Origin of the sequence: Leptothoe spongobia TAU-MAC 1115 (assembly GCF_018739885.1) — a bacterium.
Taxonomy (GTDB): Bacteria; Cyanobacteriota; Cyanobacteriia; order Phormidesmidales; family Phormidesmidaceae; genus Leptothoe; species Leptothoe spongobia.
Window position 1 is genome coordinate 17,615 of record NZ_JADOES010000027.1, and the last position, 17,176, is coordinate 34,790.

The window sequence follows — 17,176 nt, forward strand, 5'->3', positions numbered from 1 at the left end:
AATTGCTACCGATGCTCTGTGTGTGTGGGGGGGGAGGCTTGGGCACAGATGGAATAGAAATTGGTAGTACATTGTTGAGGGAAATTTCTTTGGGGAGGTTGTCGGCAGGAAGCCGATACAGCCCCAGAGGCGCGGGGTACGTTGAGGGCGAGTCCGATGATGTTGCAATGTAATACGTAGATTGGCAAATTTTCTGGTGGCTTAGCAGAATCTTCATCAGAAAACCAGAAAAACCCCGTAATTTTTTTCCTCCATTGATTTCCATAATATGGAAACTACCAAGAGAAAAATCGATCTCATGACCAACCAGAATTCTACCGTTGAGCGCCAGATTTACCCGAAGGCCCTGCAGGAGGGCTCAGGTATTAAAGCTAAGGGGACCAGGCCAGGTGAAATAACTGAGCAATCGAAAGAGTTGGATCCGACTGCAGGGCTGAATCTGGAAGCGTTATATCTAGAAGCATCTGAGATTGCTGGCCAGCGTCTAACGGCAAGTCAGCAAGTAGTGATGGCAATGGCCAACCAGATGAGTTACGAGGATTTACATCCCATTACACGGGCAAAGGTGGATCAAGTAAGGAATGCAGCCAACCCAAAGTTCGATGCTCAAGCGATCGCAGACCGGATCCTAAACCACTACCGTCAGCGTATACAGACGGCATAGACAACCATTTCGAATTAGAAAAATGATGATGGCCCTCTGAGTTTGGTCGCTCTAGTGTTAGGTATAGAGGGTATAGTCGAAATCTGCAAGGACCTTATCGGCCTCTAAAGCCAGAAAGCTATCGAGGGATATATAAAGCCAACACAGGGATGTTTGGGGATCTGGTCTCATGATTTCAAACCCCAGCGTAGTGGCAAATGCCGCTAGGCGCGGATGAATGGCAATACTGTAAACTTCGCTCAGTTCTGGATAGTCCTTGTAGATTTCACGTACGGTGGCTTGGGTATCTTGGGTCATCAATAAGGCATTTTTATAATTCCAAAAATCTGGGTGAATTTCCCAGCTACGAATATAGGCAATATGGCACTGGTGATCACCCGGTGATGCAAACTGAATGGGATCCTTGGCATTTAGATGGAAGCGACTGAGGTGCAAACTTTGACTAGGGGGTAGATCAAAAATTATTTCTGAATCCTGGTGGATAGGAAAAATTGTTGAAAATGCAATGGGGTTGTTTTTGGGAGAAAGCCTTAATACCCTAAGCCCAGGAGGGTATCGCTGACTCCATTGTCGTAATCCACGCCTGACGTTATTGAGCATGGATTTAGGGCGTTTATTGTCAAAGCTAAACAGATCTTCTAATAACAGGGCAATGTGGGGAATATCCCTCCGAGGGTTAAAAACATCAGCATAAATCGTTCCAGACGGGTTGCTTTCTGGTAGCTCAAAGCTTTCTGGTATATATAGGCTGATTCGTGTTTTACTACCGCTGAACCGCTCCCGTCGGACTAACTGTTTGTCGACAAACTTATTGATCATCAAACCCGCTGAACGAGGTGCACCTTGGCCTTCTGTATAAAACAAGGCCGCAGCCTCACTTTGGGAGCAAAAGAAGCTGCTGATTCTGTGGCTGAGTGTCGTAATGGGTGCATAGTCGGGACCATGTTGCAGTAGATAACCGTATCCCCAGAGTCTGACAAAGTGACGCGCTTGGGTGGGTGTCAGGCCCGATTTGCCAATGAGGTGTTTGGCATATCGCTGTTGCTCCTTTTCAGGGAACCATTCTAGAACGTCTTTGGGCTTTATCTTGCGAGGCATAGCAGTCTGGAGCTTGAAGCCTTTCAACCGATTATCAGTCAAGCGATGTGAAGCCTAGACTCACACCCCCTCACCCTGCCTCATACTACATCATAGTAGCCCATGGGTTTAGTATAGCAAGTTACTCTTTTTCGCAATGTACCAAAGGGTATAGAGGTGCCGCAAAGCCTTGTATAGGAACACATACTGCTGCCTTGGCACCTCCTTAGAGGCCTGCATAGACTATTGAGCAATGGCAACAAAAATTTTTGATGTAACCATCGATTCTTCTTGGAGCGCGCGCGCTTCTGAGAAGAGCGACAGCGCTTGTCACATCGTTGTTTCTTAATTATCAAGGGAATACACTGTGCAAACCACCGCCACTTTGCCTAAGACCTCGCCTTCAGTGTCAGGTATATTGCTGAATCAATCCTGGACAGAGGATTATTTAGACATTATTTTCAACTTCTTTTTTAGAAAACTATTTCCCTTTGAAGGATTGCTATTGTTGGATGAGGCTGGACAGTTGATTCAGAGTAATCCTAAAGCCAGAGAGCTTTGCCGGATCTTTCAACCAGGTTTTAAGTCCCATCCTTCGGAGCAGTTAAGTCACTGTGCAGAGGTCACCCTACCGAGTCAGCTGACTCGACACTATGAGTCACTGCTTGCTAGCCAGCTTAAATTACCCGAACAGCCTTTTCGGTTAAGTGAGGAGATCTTTTTAGACACGGGAGTACGGATTAAACTCAATGTTGAGCGGGTTTTCCTGGGCAGACATTGCTCTCCATACCTTCTAGTGCGGTTGGAGGATATGACTCAAACGGCTCAGCAACAGGCCTGTTGGGATGCCCATCGATATCGTCTTACCCAGCGAGAGCATGAAGTCTGGACGCTTCACTTACAGGGGCTGTCTTATCAAAAGATGAGCGATCGGTTATTTATTTCAAGGGATACCGTGAGTAAGCATATGAAAAGCGTCTACAGTAAGCGACGTAATGTTCTTTAATCAACCATCCTGAACGGTATCAAACTATGACTGTCTTTCGGCCTCGATACCTCCTCAAGAATTTATCATGGGTGCCTACACCCAGTTTTCAACCATGAGTCCAGGTACCCGCAGAAACTCTTTTTCATTGTTGGTGACTAGACTAATGCCCAAGCTCAGGGCTTGGGCAGCAATTAAAAAATCTAGGGGGTCAATGGGTGTGCCTTGTTGCTCAAGCTGGGCTCGGATAGAACCATAAGCTTGAGCGGCAGCGATGTCGAAATCAACAATTTCTAGGGGTAATAGAAATTGATCTAGAGCAGCTTGATTTTTGTCTGGCTGTCGACTTTTTTGGGTACCGTGGGTGAGTTCAGCAACGGTGATGGTCGATAGGCCAATATCGCCCACTTCACAGCTTCGGAAACGATTAAATACTTCAGGTGGTTTGCGTTTAATGATGTAGATGCAAATATTGGTATCGAGTAAATACTTCATCGTAAGCGTGCCTTGAGCGGAGTCGAAAGGGATGCTGGTCAGAAGAACTAGTCCTAATCAAATAAGTCTTCGCGTTCTTGATAGTCAGGCTGTTGTCGTTCTTCCATAAAGTCATCGGAAAACTGCTCAACGCTATCGATCAGTAGCTGCCAGGGATTTTGATAGGGCAGTAATACGACGGCATTGCCCACACGTTTGATGTAGACCTGATCGCCTTCAAATCGAAATGATTTAGGTAGTCGAACTGCCTGACTTTGGCCGTTTTGGAATAGTTTTGCGGTATTCATTGCGAATTTTTCATATATATTTTAAGTATATACTTTTAATCTTCTGAAGTGCATGGGTAAAACTATGGCGTGATGTGGGCAAAGCTGGGCTTTCGTCCCTGTGGCCCGTGATCAGGCTTTGCCTGGAGCGCAGTAAGGTGTGCTCTATGACTGGATAGAATTGAGTAAGAGTAATTGAGGCAGGAGCCTCAGATGCGTTGCGCAGCTGGAAGCTGGGCACTAGAGTCAAAGCTGGGCTTAAATAGAGGGAAATTGATGGTTCTATTTCTGAAAAGCTGTGTCCCAGTCTTCGTTTTTTCTCGGTCGCACTCAAGAGCAAGATCAGTTTCGGCGAGTGCTGGGTGAGTATTCGCCTACGTCTTTAATGCAGAAATATGTGCCGACGTTTGCTAGCTGGATAGGGCAAGGGCCAAAGCTGCCAGATGAGCCCTATATTTTCCTGTTTCATGGTCCGGGTGGGATGGGGAAAACCACACTGACTCGACGGTTAAAGGAGTTAGCGGCTCAGGAATTTGAGGGGCGGTATCAAGCAGTGCTGATCGACTGGGATCGGCAGAAGGATCTGAATGTAGCGTTACAGCGAGGGCACAGCAGTATTGAACCCCAAACAATTTTAGATGTACTACATAAAGAACTAAAGCAGTCTCTGAAACCTTACAGTGGTGAGTCGTACAGTGACGCGCGGCAGAAAATTCAACAGATTGAGGCGGATGTAGAAAAGGCACTGGCATCAGAACCGCCTAACACTGAACTAAAAGAGGTGACGGCTCAATATGGTGGCAGGGCGATTGCCTGGATTTTGCAGAAATCAACGGAAGGGGTGATTGACATTGATCCAACGGGGACGGCTGTGGCGATTAAGGTGGGGGCAACGTTGCTGAGTCAGGCCCGCCAGCTGGTAGCCAAGTCTCTGAATAAGGAAGATGTGGAAATTTTTCAGCAGCCGTTGGAGCGGCTGCTGAAAGGGTTGGGTCAAGATATTGCCAAGGCCACCCAGCGACAGCCCGCTGTGATTTTTCTGGATACCTATGAGATTGTGGATCGTCAGGTGTGTGACTATGCGCTACGGCAGGTGATTCAGCAGGGGGGAAATCGGGTTGTTTGGTCGATCTCGGGACGGTCGAACCTGGCGAAAAGTGGGAAGCGGGATGAAACCTACTTTCGTGGGTATGGGGATGATTTTTCGGAAGCACAGATCTATCCGCGAGAGTTGTTGCAGTTTAGCTTTCGAGAGATTCAGGAGTATTTTGAGAAGAAAGCGCCAGAGTCATCTTTGACCGAAAGCGAGGCTGAATTGATCGCTGAGTTTAGTTTGGGTATTCCGTTTGTGGTGGATTTGGCAGCGGTGATGTGTGGCAAAGGGAAACCCGTTGCTGAGATTGTTGCGCCAGTATCGAGTGATGATGGTGAGACCACCGATCGTGACCAGGTGATCAAAGAAACCTGCGAGCGTTTTTTGAAACATTGTTTGGACACTCCAGAAACATTACCCGATCGGCAGCTTACATTTGCATTGGCCATGTTGCGACGATCGCAGATGGATTTGCTAGGGGCCATGGTGGATTCACCGACGGGGTTGAAAGGACGGCTGAAGGCATTGCAGGGCCGGTATGCCTTTTTGGCAGAGGATGAGCAGCGGCTGGATGAGAAGATGGCCAACTTTATGCAGGATTATCTACTGCAAGATTTGCAGCGACGAGATTCTGTAGTGCAGCAGCTAAACGATAATGCCATTGCTTGGTTAGAGTTACAGATTGAAGAAAAGCAGAAAACTTTGGCGGAGACAGCTGAGTATTTTGAAGATGAACGGCTGGCACGGTGGATGCTGGATTTAGCCCACCACTATGGTTGGAGGGGAGAAGATGCTCTGTACCATTATGTGGTGCCGCGCTTTATTGAAGCCTGGCAGTATGATCGATCATGGGCACGGAATGTATTGCAAGTCGCAAAAACATTCCAAAGACTGCATGGAGCATCGAATCGAACAATCTTCAACTGTATGACAACTGTCATAGAAACAATTTCAGAGTCAGATGAGATATATACGTTGCTAACAAAGCTAGATAAGTGGTTAACACGAAAATCCCTAGAACTCAAGAGTTCACAAGAACAAGAGCTTAGAACAATTTTAAAGCTTCGAAGTACATATTTCTTTTTTTCTAGATCAAAGTATGACTTTGCTTTAGATATTGCTTTGACAATAAACAGTAACTGTTCTACAAGTTTAACTACTTCTCTATCTAATTTATTGCAAGAACTTGCATACAAGCTTTCCTTCAAGAGTGGCTTTGCCATTCCCTCGGAACAAGGATTTAGAGCAGCAAAAAAAGCGACCCAACTAGAGCCTAACAATGCTGATAGTTGGTGTACTTTAGGTGTAGCATCACTTGGCCTTAACCGGCCTGAAGAAGCCGTAAAAGCATTAGAAAGATCTGTCTCTCTCTCGGAAAAAGCAATTTCGTTCAACTGGCTAGGTAATGCTTACTCTAGGTTAAAGTGTCACGAAGACGCACTCAGGAGTTATAAAAAGGTTATTGATATTGACGAAAATAATCCATACGTCTATGTCAATATTGGAAGCATTTATTTAGACAAAAAATGTTATGAAAAAGCTTTTCTAAACTACAAGAAAGCACTTGATATAGATATAAACCTTGTTAATATTTACCATGCTCTTGGTCATTTTCATGAAGAGCAAGAGCATTATGATGATGCAATTAAAAACTACCAGAAATCCATTGAGTTAGATCCAGAATATGCTGGTCACTTTTATTGTTTAGGAAATACCTACTTGCGTAATAGGAAATACAAAAGTGCAATTGAGAGCTTTCAATCTGCAATTGACCTGGATAATAGGAGAGCTGATTTTCATCATTCATTGGGTAAGGCTTGTGCTACCCTGAAGAAATATGAGGCCGCTATCAAAAGCTTTAGGACCGCTATTAGCTTGGAGGATAGTATAGATGATTTTCATCATTCATTAGGTCATGCTTATTGGAAGATAGGCGATCTTGAAGAGGCAATCGGGAGCTTTAAGGAGGCTCTTCGGATAGATGGTTCCAGAGATGACATCTACCATTCATTAGGTCATGTATATTCAGATATTGGCCGATATGATAATGCTGTTGAAAGCTTTAAAGAAGCTATCATAATAGATAACTATAATGTTGGGCATCATCATTGTCTTGGCAATGTTTATATAGGTTTAAAGCGCTATGACGATGCAGAAAATAGTTTCCATACAGCTATAAAGCTGGATCCTAATAAGGTTTCCAACTGTTTGAGATTAGGTAATATCTTTGTTTGTCAGGGACAGTATGAAAAAGCAGCTTTAAATTACAGCATAGTTTTAGAGATTGACCCATATAACTATGAAGCGAGTAACAATATTGGTTGGGTTTATCTTGTTACATGTCAATTAGAAAATGCGAGGGAAGCGTTTGAACGTTCCCTCACAATAGATGATAAAGATGCTAGATGTCGCTTCAATCTATGTGCTGTTCTTACACAGCAAGGTAATCTTGAGAAAGCCAGTGAACTTTACCAACAAGCAATATCTTTAGTCGATGAGAGTGACAACCAAGATCAAGTGATGCGTGCTTTCTATTCATTTGTTCTTGGAAAATTTGAATATGGTATGTCTGAGATGAAATCGCTGATTGCGTCAAATGCTGATATTGGCAGTTTAAGCAATGAGCTTTACAATGCTGAAATGCTTGCGTCTTCTCATCAACCCCCTGACCGCATCGAGGAAATGATTGCCCTTCTCCGTGATGCGATCTCGGAATAATCAACTTAATAACAGGAAAAGTTGTTGTTAGAGAGGAGTGTACAAATCAGGATCTAGTAATCCCATGGATTTTGACTGCCAACTTCTAGATTCCTATCTGCTAAAATTGTTGGTTGCCCATTCCCCCAACATTTCACAATTTGTTTCTTGACTCCCATAGATCAAGTGCTCTACCGTTAACAACAGGTCCGCGAGACCTTCAGAACTCAACCCCTTAGCGCTATCGGCAGGTGTACCACCACCCACCGACAGCTAACCTCACAAGCTGAACCAGCCAGCTTGAAGGCTAATGTCAATGTACCTTAGCCCTTCCAGTTTGCACACACTTGCGGGACGGCTAAGGCTTGAGTTTTGGTCCCATCCCCCTCAGGCTCCCTGCCATTAGCAGCCCCCGAGGGGGACCCATTCACCACAACAAAAAGACCAAAACCATGTTCCAAGACAATACCCAAGGCACAGGCGTGCCCACCATTCCCCCTACCACCGATTCTCTCCCCGAATATCAGTTCGAAACCGTCAACCACACCCTCTTCGGCACCCTAAACGCCGTCCAAAACACCATCAAACTCCTCCACAAACTCAACTACGCCGAACCCAACGACTGGAGCCGACCGTTGCCCACCGGACGCGTTAACGAAGTCATGGCCATTCTGACCAAACGAGTACGCGTAGGCTAACCCCGAAACCCTTGCTCCCCAAGAGATACCCTATCCCCTCCTGGGAGGGGCTCCAGGGTGGGTTGACCGATGGCGCAAGTGTCTCGAAACCCACCCCGCCTTTCAGGCACCCAACTCGGTGACAGAGCCACGGTATTGCATTTCCAGGCTGGAGCCTGGAAACGAGATAGGAAGAGGCCAAAGACAGGAATATCAGCCTAATGCCCAGGATAAATAAGCTGCCGCACCGGGTCGGTTTAACATCAGCTGCTTTATATTGTTGAAGATGCTGGGGGACAATTTAAAGCTAAACAGAGTCAATATAGCCAGATCCAGCGAGTTATCAGTCATGAGGGTTAGTACCATCAACGTATCAAGCTATTCATTTTTCAATCGGCAATTTAGTTGGCAATCTGTTGCTGTGCTGCTTGCGATCTCACTCACTGGCTGCCAAGGCTCTTCCTCCCCATCAGAGTTCTCATCGACTCAACCAATTGCCGCAGTTGACGGGATTGAAGGGACAGGTACACTGAGCGACGGATCCCCCAATGCCGTTGCAGATGCTCAAGTTACAGATGTCTCAGATACCGTTGGCTTTGCCAATATTGACCCGGATGTAGCCAGTAAAACCCTGACCACAACAATCAGTTTGCCAGCAAACGTTCAGCAAATTGCGATCGCAACCCCTACTGGCATCAAACCTAGAGTGATCGAAAGTCAGGATTCACAAATAACGGCAAAGTTCCTTGTGGTAGGCGATTCACAGGACCAGCTCACCCCCGTCACCGACCAGAATCTTTCCTCCCGGACTGAAGGAAATCAGCTAACCATTCAAGCTACACCCCCCGAAAGGTGTAATGGCTTATCGCTGTTTGAGGAGCAACTCCACTCATTTAATGGCGTCTGTCTTGTGGGTGCTGAAGTCACCATTCCCAGCAACAGCCCCCTAAATATCTATACGATAGATACGGATTGGTCCAACCCGGAGCAAGAACTGGTTTGGCTAGCTACGGTGCCAAAGTCAGCCGCAGATTTAGTCATTGCCCTGCCACAATTTAACGACTTCGCCCCTAAGTACGAGCACCTGACGCTTATCCAGCGATTTAGCGAGCAAAGGACCGACGTTCCTGTGTCCTATGCAGATTACCTCGCTATCCTCAGAGCCGTTATCTTCACCCTTGATCTGGCTACTGTGACTGAGATACTTGCACCTCAGATTAAGCAAACCGAAGGCCCCATCAACGAAGCTGATATAAACCTTTTAGTTGAGCAAAACTCCACTCTCCTCCGCCCATTTGAGGAGGAATTGCGAAAAACACTACTCGATACACCCTAGAAAAAGGATGAGCCACAACTTAATGACGACCACGAGTAACCCAGAGGCTTTGTCTCCAATGACGATATGGAATTCTTTGGCTCAGCAAGCTAGAATCTGAGCACAAACATGCCCTGGCATTGGGAAATACAGTGATGACAACCACCCTACTCATCCAAACTGAATCATCTCCCTTAACAGTCTCACTCCCTGCGGTTGCCCCCATGACCCATAATGAGTTCTACGCCTTTTGTCAAGCCAATCGAGACCTACGCATCGAACGCACAGCGACTGGGGATGTTGTCATCATGCCACCTGCATTTTCAGATACCGGAAATCGTAACTTTAACCTGGCAGCCTATCTTTGGGTATGGACCGAGCAAGATGGCAGCGGACTTGGTTTTGACTCCAGTAGTGGGTTCACGCTGCCCAATGGAGCAACTCGCTCGCCCGATGCCGCTTGGATCAAAGCTGAACGGTGGAATTCTTTAAGTGAAGCAGAAAAGGCCTCGTTTGCTCCCATTACTCCTGATTTTGTCATTGAGCTACGGTCGGCCAGTGATACCTTGACCAGTCTTCAGGCCAAGATGCAGGAATACATGGAGAATGGCGTATTGCTCGGGTGGCTGATTGATCGAAAGCACCGTACCGTTTATATTTATCGACCTAATCAAGCTCCTCAGGTACTTGAAAATCCTGATGTGGTTAGTGGTGATCCAGAATTATCAGGTTTTACCTTGCCCATGGCTAAGATTTGGTAAGCAGGCTCAAAATTCTGGTGGCAGAGCCACGGTATTACGTTTCCAGGCTGGAGCCTGGAAACGAGATAGGGGGAGGCTTAGAACTTGCCATCTAAAGCCTCTACACATCGCTCGCAAATGGTCTCATGCTCCGCCGACTCGCCCACATGGTACGAACTTCCTCCCTCAAAGATGCAGATAAAGTCATGCAGACTGAGCAGAGACTAACTGTTGCTGTAATACTGAAATTTCAGTTCGTAATTGTTGATTCTCCGAAGTTAATTGCTGAATATGCTCAGCTACTGCGGCTAACTGAGATAAGACGGTTTCAATTTGTAGATGTATTGTTGCTAGATTTGTAGGGCTATCAGGCTCCTGTAACAAGCTCATTTCAGCTACATCCTGCTCAGCGTACCAAGCATCAAGTTGCTGTTGCTCTTCTGATGTCAGTTGCTCACCACGAGTAGCTCGATCATGAAGGTGAGGGCCAAGTTCAATGTCAGTCATCTATTCAAGCCCTAGTTTAATACCAATCTAGTCATAACTATAATCAGCCAGCTTAGAATTTGCCATCCAAAGCCTCTACACATCGCTCGCAAATGGTCTCATGCTCCGCCGACTCGCCCACATGGGTGGAATAATTCCAGCAGCGATCGCACTTCTTACCATCCGCATCCACAATGCCAATACCAAAGGTATCCGACTCACTGCGATACTTAATATCCTTCAGCCTATCAGCGCTGTCCAAAATCTCCACCTGAGATACCAGCAGCAAATACCGCACCTCATCCACATGGATGGAGTCAGCAGCTACCGCATCACTCGGATTCATCGCCACTAGCTGTTCCCTTAGCTGAGCATCGGCTACATAGATGAGGGCTTTCGCCTGCAAGGATGAACCAATATCCTTTGCAGAACGCGCCTGTTCTAAGACTTGATTCACCTCATCCCGTAACTCTCGCAGTTGGTTCCAAGTGTCAGCCAGTTCTGGCTTAGCCCACTGTGGATATATCTTTAGCCAGCCCGCCTCAAACACAGACTTCGTGCCTGTCTCATAGGGCATATGCTGCCAGATATCCTCCGCCATGTGACACAGCACCGGAGCAATGGACTTGGCCAAATTCTCTAGAGCCACAGCCAGAACAGTTTGGCAGCTGCGTCGCCGTTCTGAGTCAGCATCACTGATGTACAGACGATCTTTTGCAATATCCAAATAGAAGTTCGACAAATCCACCACGCAGAAGTTCTGTACTGTTTGGAAGAACCGGAAGAACTGATAGGTGTCAAATGCGGACTCCACCTCAGCAAAGATTTCTGTCATGCGGTGCAGCATGTACTGGTCCAACGAAGGCATTTGCTCATAGGGAACAGCGTCCTTAGCTGGATCAAAGTCATACAAGTTACCCAACAAAAATCGCGATGTATTACGAATCTTGCGGTACACATCTGCGAGCTGTTTGAGAATGTTGTTACCGATGGGAACATCAGAGGAGTAGTCTACCGAAGAGACCCATAGGCGAAGCACATCTGCACCGTAGGGAGGATTCTGTTTTTTGTTTTTGCCGCCCTCGATGATCTCGTAGGGGTCCACCACATTACCGATGGACTTACTCATCTTGCGACCATTCTCATCCAGGGCAAAACCATGGGTGAGAACAGTCTTGTATGGGGCACAGCCATGGGTGGCAACACTAGTTAGTAGGCTCGACTGAAACCAACCCCGGTGTTGGTCAGACCCTTCTAGGTAAAGATCCACCGGATACTTGAGGGCCTCGCGCTGGTCGGCCACCGCCGCCCAGGAGGAACCAGAGTCAAACCATACATCCATGGTGTCAAAGCCTCTGACATAGGTGTGACCATTGTTGCGATAGCTCTCGGGCAGTAGCTCTTCAACGGCCATGCTCCACCAGGCATCTGAACCATGCTCAGCAAAGATATCGCGCACATGGGCGATAGTTTCCTGGTTCATTAGCACTTCGCCGGTCTCTTCGTCATAGAAGGCTGGGATGGGCACCCCCCAGTTGCGCTGACGGGAAATACACCAGTCAGACCGGTCGCCTACCATGGGGGTGATGCGGTTCTCGCCCTGGGCGGGAATCCACTGTACGTCGGAGATTGCCTTTAGGGCTTCATCCCGGAATCCTTCGACGGAGGCGAACCACTGTTCGGTAGCCCTAAAGATAGTGGGCTTTTTGGTGCGCCAATCGTAGGGATATTTGTGAACGTAGGGCTCATGCTTGAGGAGGGTATTGGCCTCTGTAAGCGCTTTAATCAGTTCCTCGTTAGCGGTTTTCAGTACGTTTAGCCCTTCAAAGCTACCTGCTTCGGCGGTAAAGTAACCCTTTGCATCTACGGGACAGAGGATCGGTAGACCATACTTCTGGCCGACACCAAAGTCTTCCATGCCGTGGCCAGGGGCAGTGTGCACCAGACCGGTACCGGATTCGGTGGTGATGTAGTCGCCACCGATGACGATGGGGCTTTCTCGATTAAAGGTGTCTTCTTTTTTATGTAGGGGATGGTGATAGGTGGACCCTGCCAGGTCAGACCCTTTGATATCTACCTTAGCGGTGAGTTCGGTATCAAATGTGTTGGCTAGGGTTGCGATTAGGTCCTTACCGACGATGAGGTATTTGTAAGGGGTACCCGAGGCCACCTCGACTACGGTGTAAACCAGGTCTGAATTGACCGCCACAGCGACGTTGGCAGGAATGGTCCAGGGGGTGGTGGTCCAGATGGCGACGCCCAGGTTATCGAGGTAAGGAGCAAGGGCGTCTTTGGCGGTATCTGACGCGCTCACCATGGGGAAGCCAACGTAAATGCTGGGAGATGTGTGTCCTTCGGGATATTCCAGCTCTGCCTCTGCTAGAGCCGTCTGGGACGATGGACTCCAGTGGACTGACTTGAGTCCTCGATAGATATAGCCCTTGAGGACCATCTGGCCAAATACATCTAGCTGAGCGGCTTCGTACTCGGGTTGTAATGTGAGATAAGGCTGATCCCAATTACCCCAGACGCCAAAGCGGCGGAATCCCTTTGCTTGGTTCTCGACGGTGTCTAGGGCGAACTCTTTGGCTTTTTGGCGTAGCTCTAGCGGGGTGAGGTTAGCCCGCTTTTTGCGATCAATCGTTTGGAGTACTTTGAGCTCGATGGGTAGACCGTGACAGTCCCAGCCAGGGACATAGCGGACTTTGCGATCGCGCAGCAGCTGATACTTATTGATGATGTCCTTAAGCACCTTATTTAAGGCATGGCCCATGTGAAGATCGCCATTGGCATAGGGCGGCCCATCGTGGAGCACAAACACATCCCCTGAGTTTTCCTGGGAAAGCGTTTCATAAATTTTGCTGTCATCCCAGAATGCCTGTAGCTCTGGCTCACGCTTGACTGCGTTGGCCCGCATACTAAAATCGGTCTTGGGCAGTAGGACAGTGTCCTTATAGCTCTTAGCGTCGGCGCTTTTGGGGTCAGTCACGATGTAAGGAAAAAACTAAGGGGAATTTACTACGCTCCCGTCATTCTGCCTCAGAAGTTGAGCATGGAGCAATTTTTTTAAGGATAGGCAAATGGATAGCAAGAAGACGACTATCACAGTTTTATGAATCGAACTGTTCGCAGCCTTTTTATGATCTAAACCCAGCAGGCATCTTAGGCGCAGTGGCTTCTTAGCAACACGACTCAAATCATGTCGAGCACAATCAATGTCTTGAGTACGTTCTTCGGTTTAATCGGCTTACTCACAAACTCCGATGCCCCTACCATCTTGGCCCGCATCCGCTCAGCAATACTATTGCCACCAGCCACCATCACAATAGGTGTTGCCTTAAAATCCGATATCCGCCGAATTTGAGCACATAGCTCATAGCCATTGACGACAGGCATCATTAAGTTCAAAAAGATCAGCTTCGGCTTTAGCTTCAGGAGCTGTTGCAACACCTGAATCGGATCGGAAATGTTGGTGTAGCGATAGCCTGCCGATTCAACAATAGTTGCCATTTTCTGACTGTCGGTCAGATTGTCATTTACATAAACAATCCTGGCATCCTTAGGAATAATTGCTCGCGCTAACTGAACAACAACATCATCTTGAGTCGCGATTACTGACTTAGTAATCTTATCGTCCACAGGCTGCAGCTGCAGTGCTTGAGTGCGGATGTGAGGCAAAATCGACAACACAAATGGCATTAGCGGTTGGTTGGCCTTCATCGCTAAATCTCGCAATGTTTGGTTGCCATCAGCCAACGGACTCAATAAGTTGAAAAGTCTTGGACATGCGAGATCTTCCAGAGAAGCCAGATCTTTTATAACCAGTGCATCGTTAGGATTCAGCTGAGTGAGCTTCGCTTGTTCCCAATTTTGCCACTCCTGCTTAGCCTGTCCCCAGGCTCGAATACCTTGTAGGTTAAGTAGATTGATATAAGAGAAATCAGAGGCTTTTTGCGCTTTTATCCGACACGTTAACCCTGGCCCAGCTTGTTGCAGGCTCAAAGTTCCCTGCTGCTGCAGATCAAATAATACTTCTGCAATGCATCCGGTCACGATGTCTGAGAATACTTGCCGACTAAACTTCTTACAGATAACCAATCGAGCCAGTCGATTATAAGTCCAGTCCGGATATGGGCTCAGACCATGCCTGAACACCTCAGGTTGATGTTGCAGTAGCTGGCGAAACCAGCGACGTTTTGCATGGGTGCGCGTATTCGCCCATACTAACTGCCCTGCCAGAAAATATAAACGCCACTGATGGATAAGGTCACTTCTGATCGCGAGAATGCCAGTCAGCTGTTCCTGCTTAGCACGGTGAATCCTTTTATCTAGTTCAGAAACCAGTACATTTGGTGTGGCAGCTGCAGCTCTCATGACTTCTATCGTCTGCGAGCGTGCTTACTAAATTGTGCTCACAAACAATTTGACTATAAGCCACAAAAACAGGATGAATGTTCGGACTTAAGTTGCCTTAACAATAATTACGCTGATATGCGTATTTCCCCCTGACCTTTTATAAAGTTTTGCAGTACGGGTAGTGACATATAAACCCTTTTAGGCAATCGTTCTGAGCCAACAATATCTACGTAATCTCACATAGGCAACGTTCTCTAAAAGATGCTAGAGCGTCTACTTAAATCTCTCATAAATCGTTTCCAATTCTTTTGAAGTAAATTGTTTTGAGGTTTACCTGGAATGACCATGTTGGTGGCCACCAGTGTAGAGAAAAGGCATGATTTTTAGTCCCAAAATTCGTCTTCAGGCCAGTTGCTGTCTTCGCCATCATCATCTTGCTGGGGCATGGCTGATAATGGCTTGGGAGTCTCAGCAGGAGCTGGAGTAGCAATGGTAGATTCGAGATGTTCTGATGTTGATTGATCTTCTGATGTTGCGTTAACAGAGGAGGTTGGCGATATATCAGGCGATGTATCAACGTTTGCGACTGTTACCTCTGGTTGGCCGTTATCGGGAGGGGGAGCTGAATTCTCTGAAGTGTCGGTCTCCCATAAATTGGTTGTCTCTACGGCAGTGTCTGTTTTGGAATCTGTTTTGGAAATAGATGGTGGCCTCGGAGGTAGATCGATCATGGGTTTTGGTTCTTTCTTTTTGGGCGTTACGATCTCTTTGATCCAGCCTGCAAAGATACCAACCACAGCGAAGGGATTGGTTTTTTCCCGTTTTTGAGCTTGGTCGGAAGGCGTTAGAGGCTCTGCAGAGGGCACGTCTTCCAGAATATTTTCCTCAATCGTAGGCTTTGGCATCGCTGCTGGAACGACCATTTTGAGGGCAAATTCATCTGCTGTAGGTTTGATCAGGATGGGACTGTCGGGATCTGGTTCCGCATCAAGGGCGTCTTCTACACCGTCTTCTACAAATTCATAGTCCTTGGCAATGGGACGGCTAGTACCACCGTTAACGCGATCGCGTTCAGACTTGCCCAATCGAATGGGCGTTTGCTGAGCGGCCGGGGTGGTTTCTCGACGCAACAACAGGGTTTGATAGCCTAACCACAGCAGCAGCCCAACTGAGGCCGTTTGCCCCAGCAATACTGCACCATGCATTTGTCTGGCGCAATACCACAGCACCACGGCATAAAACATACCCACACCGCTCCAGAAAAAGTCTGAACGACGATGTACCTCTGGCAGGATAAAGGCCACCAAGTAAAAACCTAGGCTGCCTAGTCCGATTACCACTGCTAATAGATTTGCAAGCATCCGCTTCGACTCCAGCGTAATGGACAGACTTAATTATTATCGATAACCTTCGCAGTTGTAAGATATCTGACTGTACCCCCGTCCCAGAAATAGCATGAGTAATCAGTCCCAAATTCCGGTCGTGGTCAATGGTGCGATGGGCCGCATGGGTCGTGAAATCGTGAAGGCCATTGCTGGTGCCGATGATATGAAGCTAGTCGGTGCCGTGGATCGGAACCCTGACGCCATCGGTCAAGACATTGGTGAGATTGCAGGCTGTGGTCCCCTAGAGGTGCCAGTGACCCACGATCTGGAGGCTACCCTGGTCATGGCCCAGAGCGAGGGCAATGCGGTGATGGTGGATGTCACTCACCCAGCCAAAATTTATGAGCAGGTGCGGGCGGCCATCGCCTATGGGGTGCGTCCGGTGGTGGGCACTACGGGGTTAACGCCTGAGCAAATTGTTGAACTGGCAGAGTTTGCAGAGAAGGCTAGTGTGGGCTGTTTGATTATTCCTAACTTTGCCATTGGTGTCATTTTGATGCAGCAGGCCGCACTGAAGGCGGCTGAGTATTTTGACCATGTGGAAATCATCGAGCTGCACCACAATCGCAAGGCGGATGCGCCCAGTGGTACGGCCATTAAGACGGCGCAAATGCTTCAGGAAGTCAAAAAATCGTTTAATCCACCCCAGGTAGAAGAGACGGAAACGCTGTCAGGGGCACGGGGCGGCACCACGGAGGAAAGTATCAATATTCACAGCGTGCGTCTACCAGGGCTGGTAGCTCATCAGGAGGTCATGTTTGGGGCTCCTGGTCAGGTGTATACCTTGCGTCACGATGCTATGGATCGGGTGTGTTTTATGCCCGGTGTTTTGTTGAGTATTCGTAAGGTATTGCCGTTGAAGTCCTTATTATATGGATTAGACAAAATCCTGTAGGCTGGGCTGCACTCGTAAAACCCAACCAGTCTAAAATTCCATCCA

The 17,176-nt window shown here is 47.6% G+C and carries 14 protein-coding genes; 7 read left to right on the forward strand and 7 right to left on the reverse strand.

The features are described from left to right. Positions 1 to 268: 268 nt before the first annotated feature. The gene (locus tag IXB50_RS13740) at positions 269 to 664 is read left to right on the forward strand and encodes a hypothetical protein (protein WP_246564502.1); all 396 of its coding nucleotides are present in this window, start codon (positions 269 to 271) and stop codon (positions 662 to 664) included. A gap of 57 nt (positions 665 to 721) precedes the next feature. Here IXB50_RS13740 and IXB50_RS13745 read toward each other — a convergent pair whose 3' ends face one another. Continuing rightward, entirely contained in the window at positions 722 to 1,762 is a 1,041-nt protein-coding gene (locus IXB50_RS13745) for a hypothetical protein (protein WP_215609548.1), read from the reverse strand. A 346-nt stretch (positions 1,763 to 2,108) separates the two neighbouring features. On the opposite strand from IXB50_RS13745, the gene IXB50_RS22640 reads away from it, so the two are divergent. Continuing rightward, positions 2,109 to 2,747 (forward strand): helix-turn-helix transcriptional regulator, encoded by a 639-nt coding sequence (locus tag IXB50_RS22640; RefSeq protein ID WP_215609549.1) that lies wholly within the window; start codon positions 2,109 to 2,111, stop codon positions 2,745 to 2,747. 75 nt (positions 2,748 to 2,822) lie between these two features. Here IXB50_RS22640 and vapC read toward each other — a convergent pair whose 3' ends face one another. After that, entirely contained in the window at positions 2,823 to 3,221 is a 399-nt protein-coding gene (gene vapC, locus IXB50_RS13755; RefSeq protein ID WP_215609550.1) for a type II toxin-antitoxin system tRNA(fMet)-specific endonuclease VapC, read from the reverse strand. Positions 3,222 to 3,274: 53 nt separating this feature from the next. Beyond that, positions 3,275 to 3,508: a type II toxin-antitoxin system antitoxin VapB gene (vapB, locus tag IXB50_RS13760; RefSeq protein WP_215609551.1), complete on the reverse strand. Its 234-nt coding sequence runs from the start codon at positions 3,506 to 3,508 to the stop codon at positions 3,275 to 3,277. Between the two features lie 277 nt (positions 3,509 to 3,785). On the opposite strand from vapB, the gene IXB50_RS22645 reads away from it, so the two are divergent. From IXB50_RS22645 to IXB50_RS13780, 4 genes are all read left to right on the forward strand, one after another. Next, entirely contained in the window at positions 3,786 to 7,298 is a 3,513-nt protein-coding gene (locus IXB50_RS22645; RefSeq protein WP_215609552.1) for a tetratricopeptide repeat protein, read from the forward strand. Positions 7,299 to 7,729: 431 nt separating this feature from the next. Further along, the gene (locus IXB50_RS13770; RefSeq protein WP_215609553.1) at positions 7,730 to 7,975 is read left to right on the forward strand and encodes a hypothetical protein; all 246 of its coding nucleotides are present in this window, start codon (positions 7,730 to 7,732) and stop codon (positions 7,973 to 7,975) included. Positions 7,976 to 8,303: 328 nt separating this feature from the next. Continuing rightward, positions 8,304 to 9,290 (forward strand): hypothetical protein, encoded by a 987-nt coding sequence (locus IXB50_RS13775; RefSeq protein ID WP_215609554.1) that lies wholly within the window; start codon positions 8,304 to 8,306, stop codon positions 9,288 to 9,290. 134 nt (positions 9,291 to 9,424) lie between these two features. Next, positions 9,425 to 10,030 carry a Uma2 family endonuclease gene (locus IXB50_RS13780; RefSeq protein ID WP_215609555.1) on the forward strand — a complete coding sequence of 202 codons (606 nt, stop codon included), beginning with the start codon at positions 9,425 to 9,427 and terminating at the stop codon, positions 10,028 to 10,030. A 183-nt stretch (positions 10,031 to 10,213) separates the two neighbouring features. On the opposite strand, the gene IXB50_RS13785 is transcribed toward IXB50_RS13780, so the two are convergent. The 4 genes from IXB50_RS13785 to IXB50_RS13800 form a co-directional block, all read right to left on the reverse strand. Then, complete coding sequence (locus IXB50_RS13785) at positions 10,214 to 10,516, reverse strand: hypothetical protein (protein ID WP_215609556.1); 303 nt, start codon at positions 10,514 to 10,516, stop codon at positions 10,214 to 10,216. Positions 10,517 to 10,568: 52 nt separating this feature from the next. Further along, entirely contained in the window at positions 10,569 to 13,412 is a 2,844-nt protein-coding gene (gene ileS, locus IXB50_RS13790; protein ID WP_215609589.1) for an isoleucine--tRNA ligase, read from the reverse strand. Positions 13,413 to 13,687: 275 nt separating this feature from the next. Further along, positions 13,688 to 14,869: a response regulator gene (locus IXB50_RS22165; RefSeq protein ID WP_246564505.1), complete on the reverse strand. Its 1,182-nt coding sequence runs from the start codon at positions 14,867 to 14,869 to the stop codon at positions 13,688 to 13,690. Between the two features lie 365 nt (positions 14,870 to 15,234). After that, positions 15,235 to 16,212, reverse strand: a complete 978-nt coding sequence (locus IXB50_RS13800; protein WP_215609557.1) for a Ycf66 family protein — start codon at positions 16,210 to 16,212, stop codon at positions 15,235 to 15,237. A 94-nt stretch (positions 16,213 to 16,306) separates the two neighbouring features. Between IXB50_RS13800 and dapB the strand changes: the two genes are divergently transcribed. Beyond that, positions 16,307 to 17,131 carry a 4-hydroxy-tetrahydrodipicolinate reductase gene (dapB, locus tag IXB50_RS13805; protein WP_215609558.1) on the forward strand — a complete coding sequence of 275 codons (825 nt, stop codon included), beginning with the start codon at positions 16,307 to 16,309 and terminating at the stop codon, positions 17,129 to 17,131. Positions 17,132 to 17,176: the final 45 nt, after the last annotated feature.

Coding starts and splice junctions, on each gene's coding strand:
- IXB50_RS13745 (WP_215609548.1), bottom strand. CDS start 1,762: ATGCCTCGCAAGATAAAGCCCAAAGACGTTCTAGAATGGTTCCCTGAA.
- IXB50_RS13775 (WP_215609554.1), top strand. CDS start 8,304: ATGAGGGTTAGTACCATCAACGTATCAAGCTATTCATTTTTCAATCGG.
- IXB50_RS13770 (WP_215609553.1), top strand. CDS start 7,730: ATGTTCCAAGACAATACCCAAGGCACAGGCGTGCCCACCATTCCCCCT.
- IXB50_RS13800 (WP_215609557.1), bottom strand. CDS start 16,212: ATGCTTGCAAATCTATTAGCAGTGGTAATCGGACTAGGCAGCCTAGGT.
- ileS (WP_215609589.1), bottom strand. CDS start 13,412: ATGCGGGCCAACGCAGTCAAGCGTGAGCCAGAGCTACAGGCATTCTGG.
- vapC (WP_215609550.1), bottom strand. CDS start 3,221: ATGAAGTATTTACTCGATACCAATATTTGCATCTACATCATTAAACGC.
- IXB50_RS13785 (WP_215609556.1), bottom strand. CDS start 10,516: ATGACTGACATTGAACTTGGCCCTCACCTTCATGATCGAGCTACTCGT.
- dapB (WP_215609558.1), top strand. CDS start 16,307: ATGAGTAATCAGTCCCAAATTCCGGTCGTGGTCAATGGTGCGATGGGC.
- IXB50_RS13780 (WP_215609555.1), top strand. CDS start 9,425: ATGACAACCACCCTACTCATCCAAACTGAATCATCTCCCTTAACAGTC.
- IXB50_RS22165 (WP_246564505.1), bottom strand. CDS start 14,869: ATGAGAGCTGCAGCTGCCACACCAAATGTACTGGTTTCTGAACTAGAT.
- IXB50_RS13740 (WP_246564502.1), top strand. CDS start 269: ATGGAAACTACCAAGAGAAAAATCGATCTCATGACCAACCAGAATTCT.
- vapB (WP_215609551.1), bottom strand. CDS start 3,508: ATGAATACCGCAAAACTATTCCAAAACGGCCAAAGTCAGGCAGTTCGA.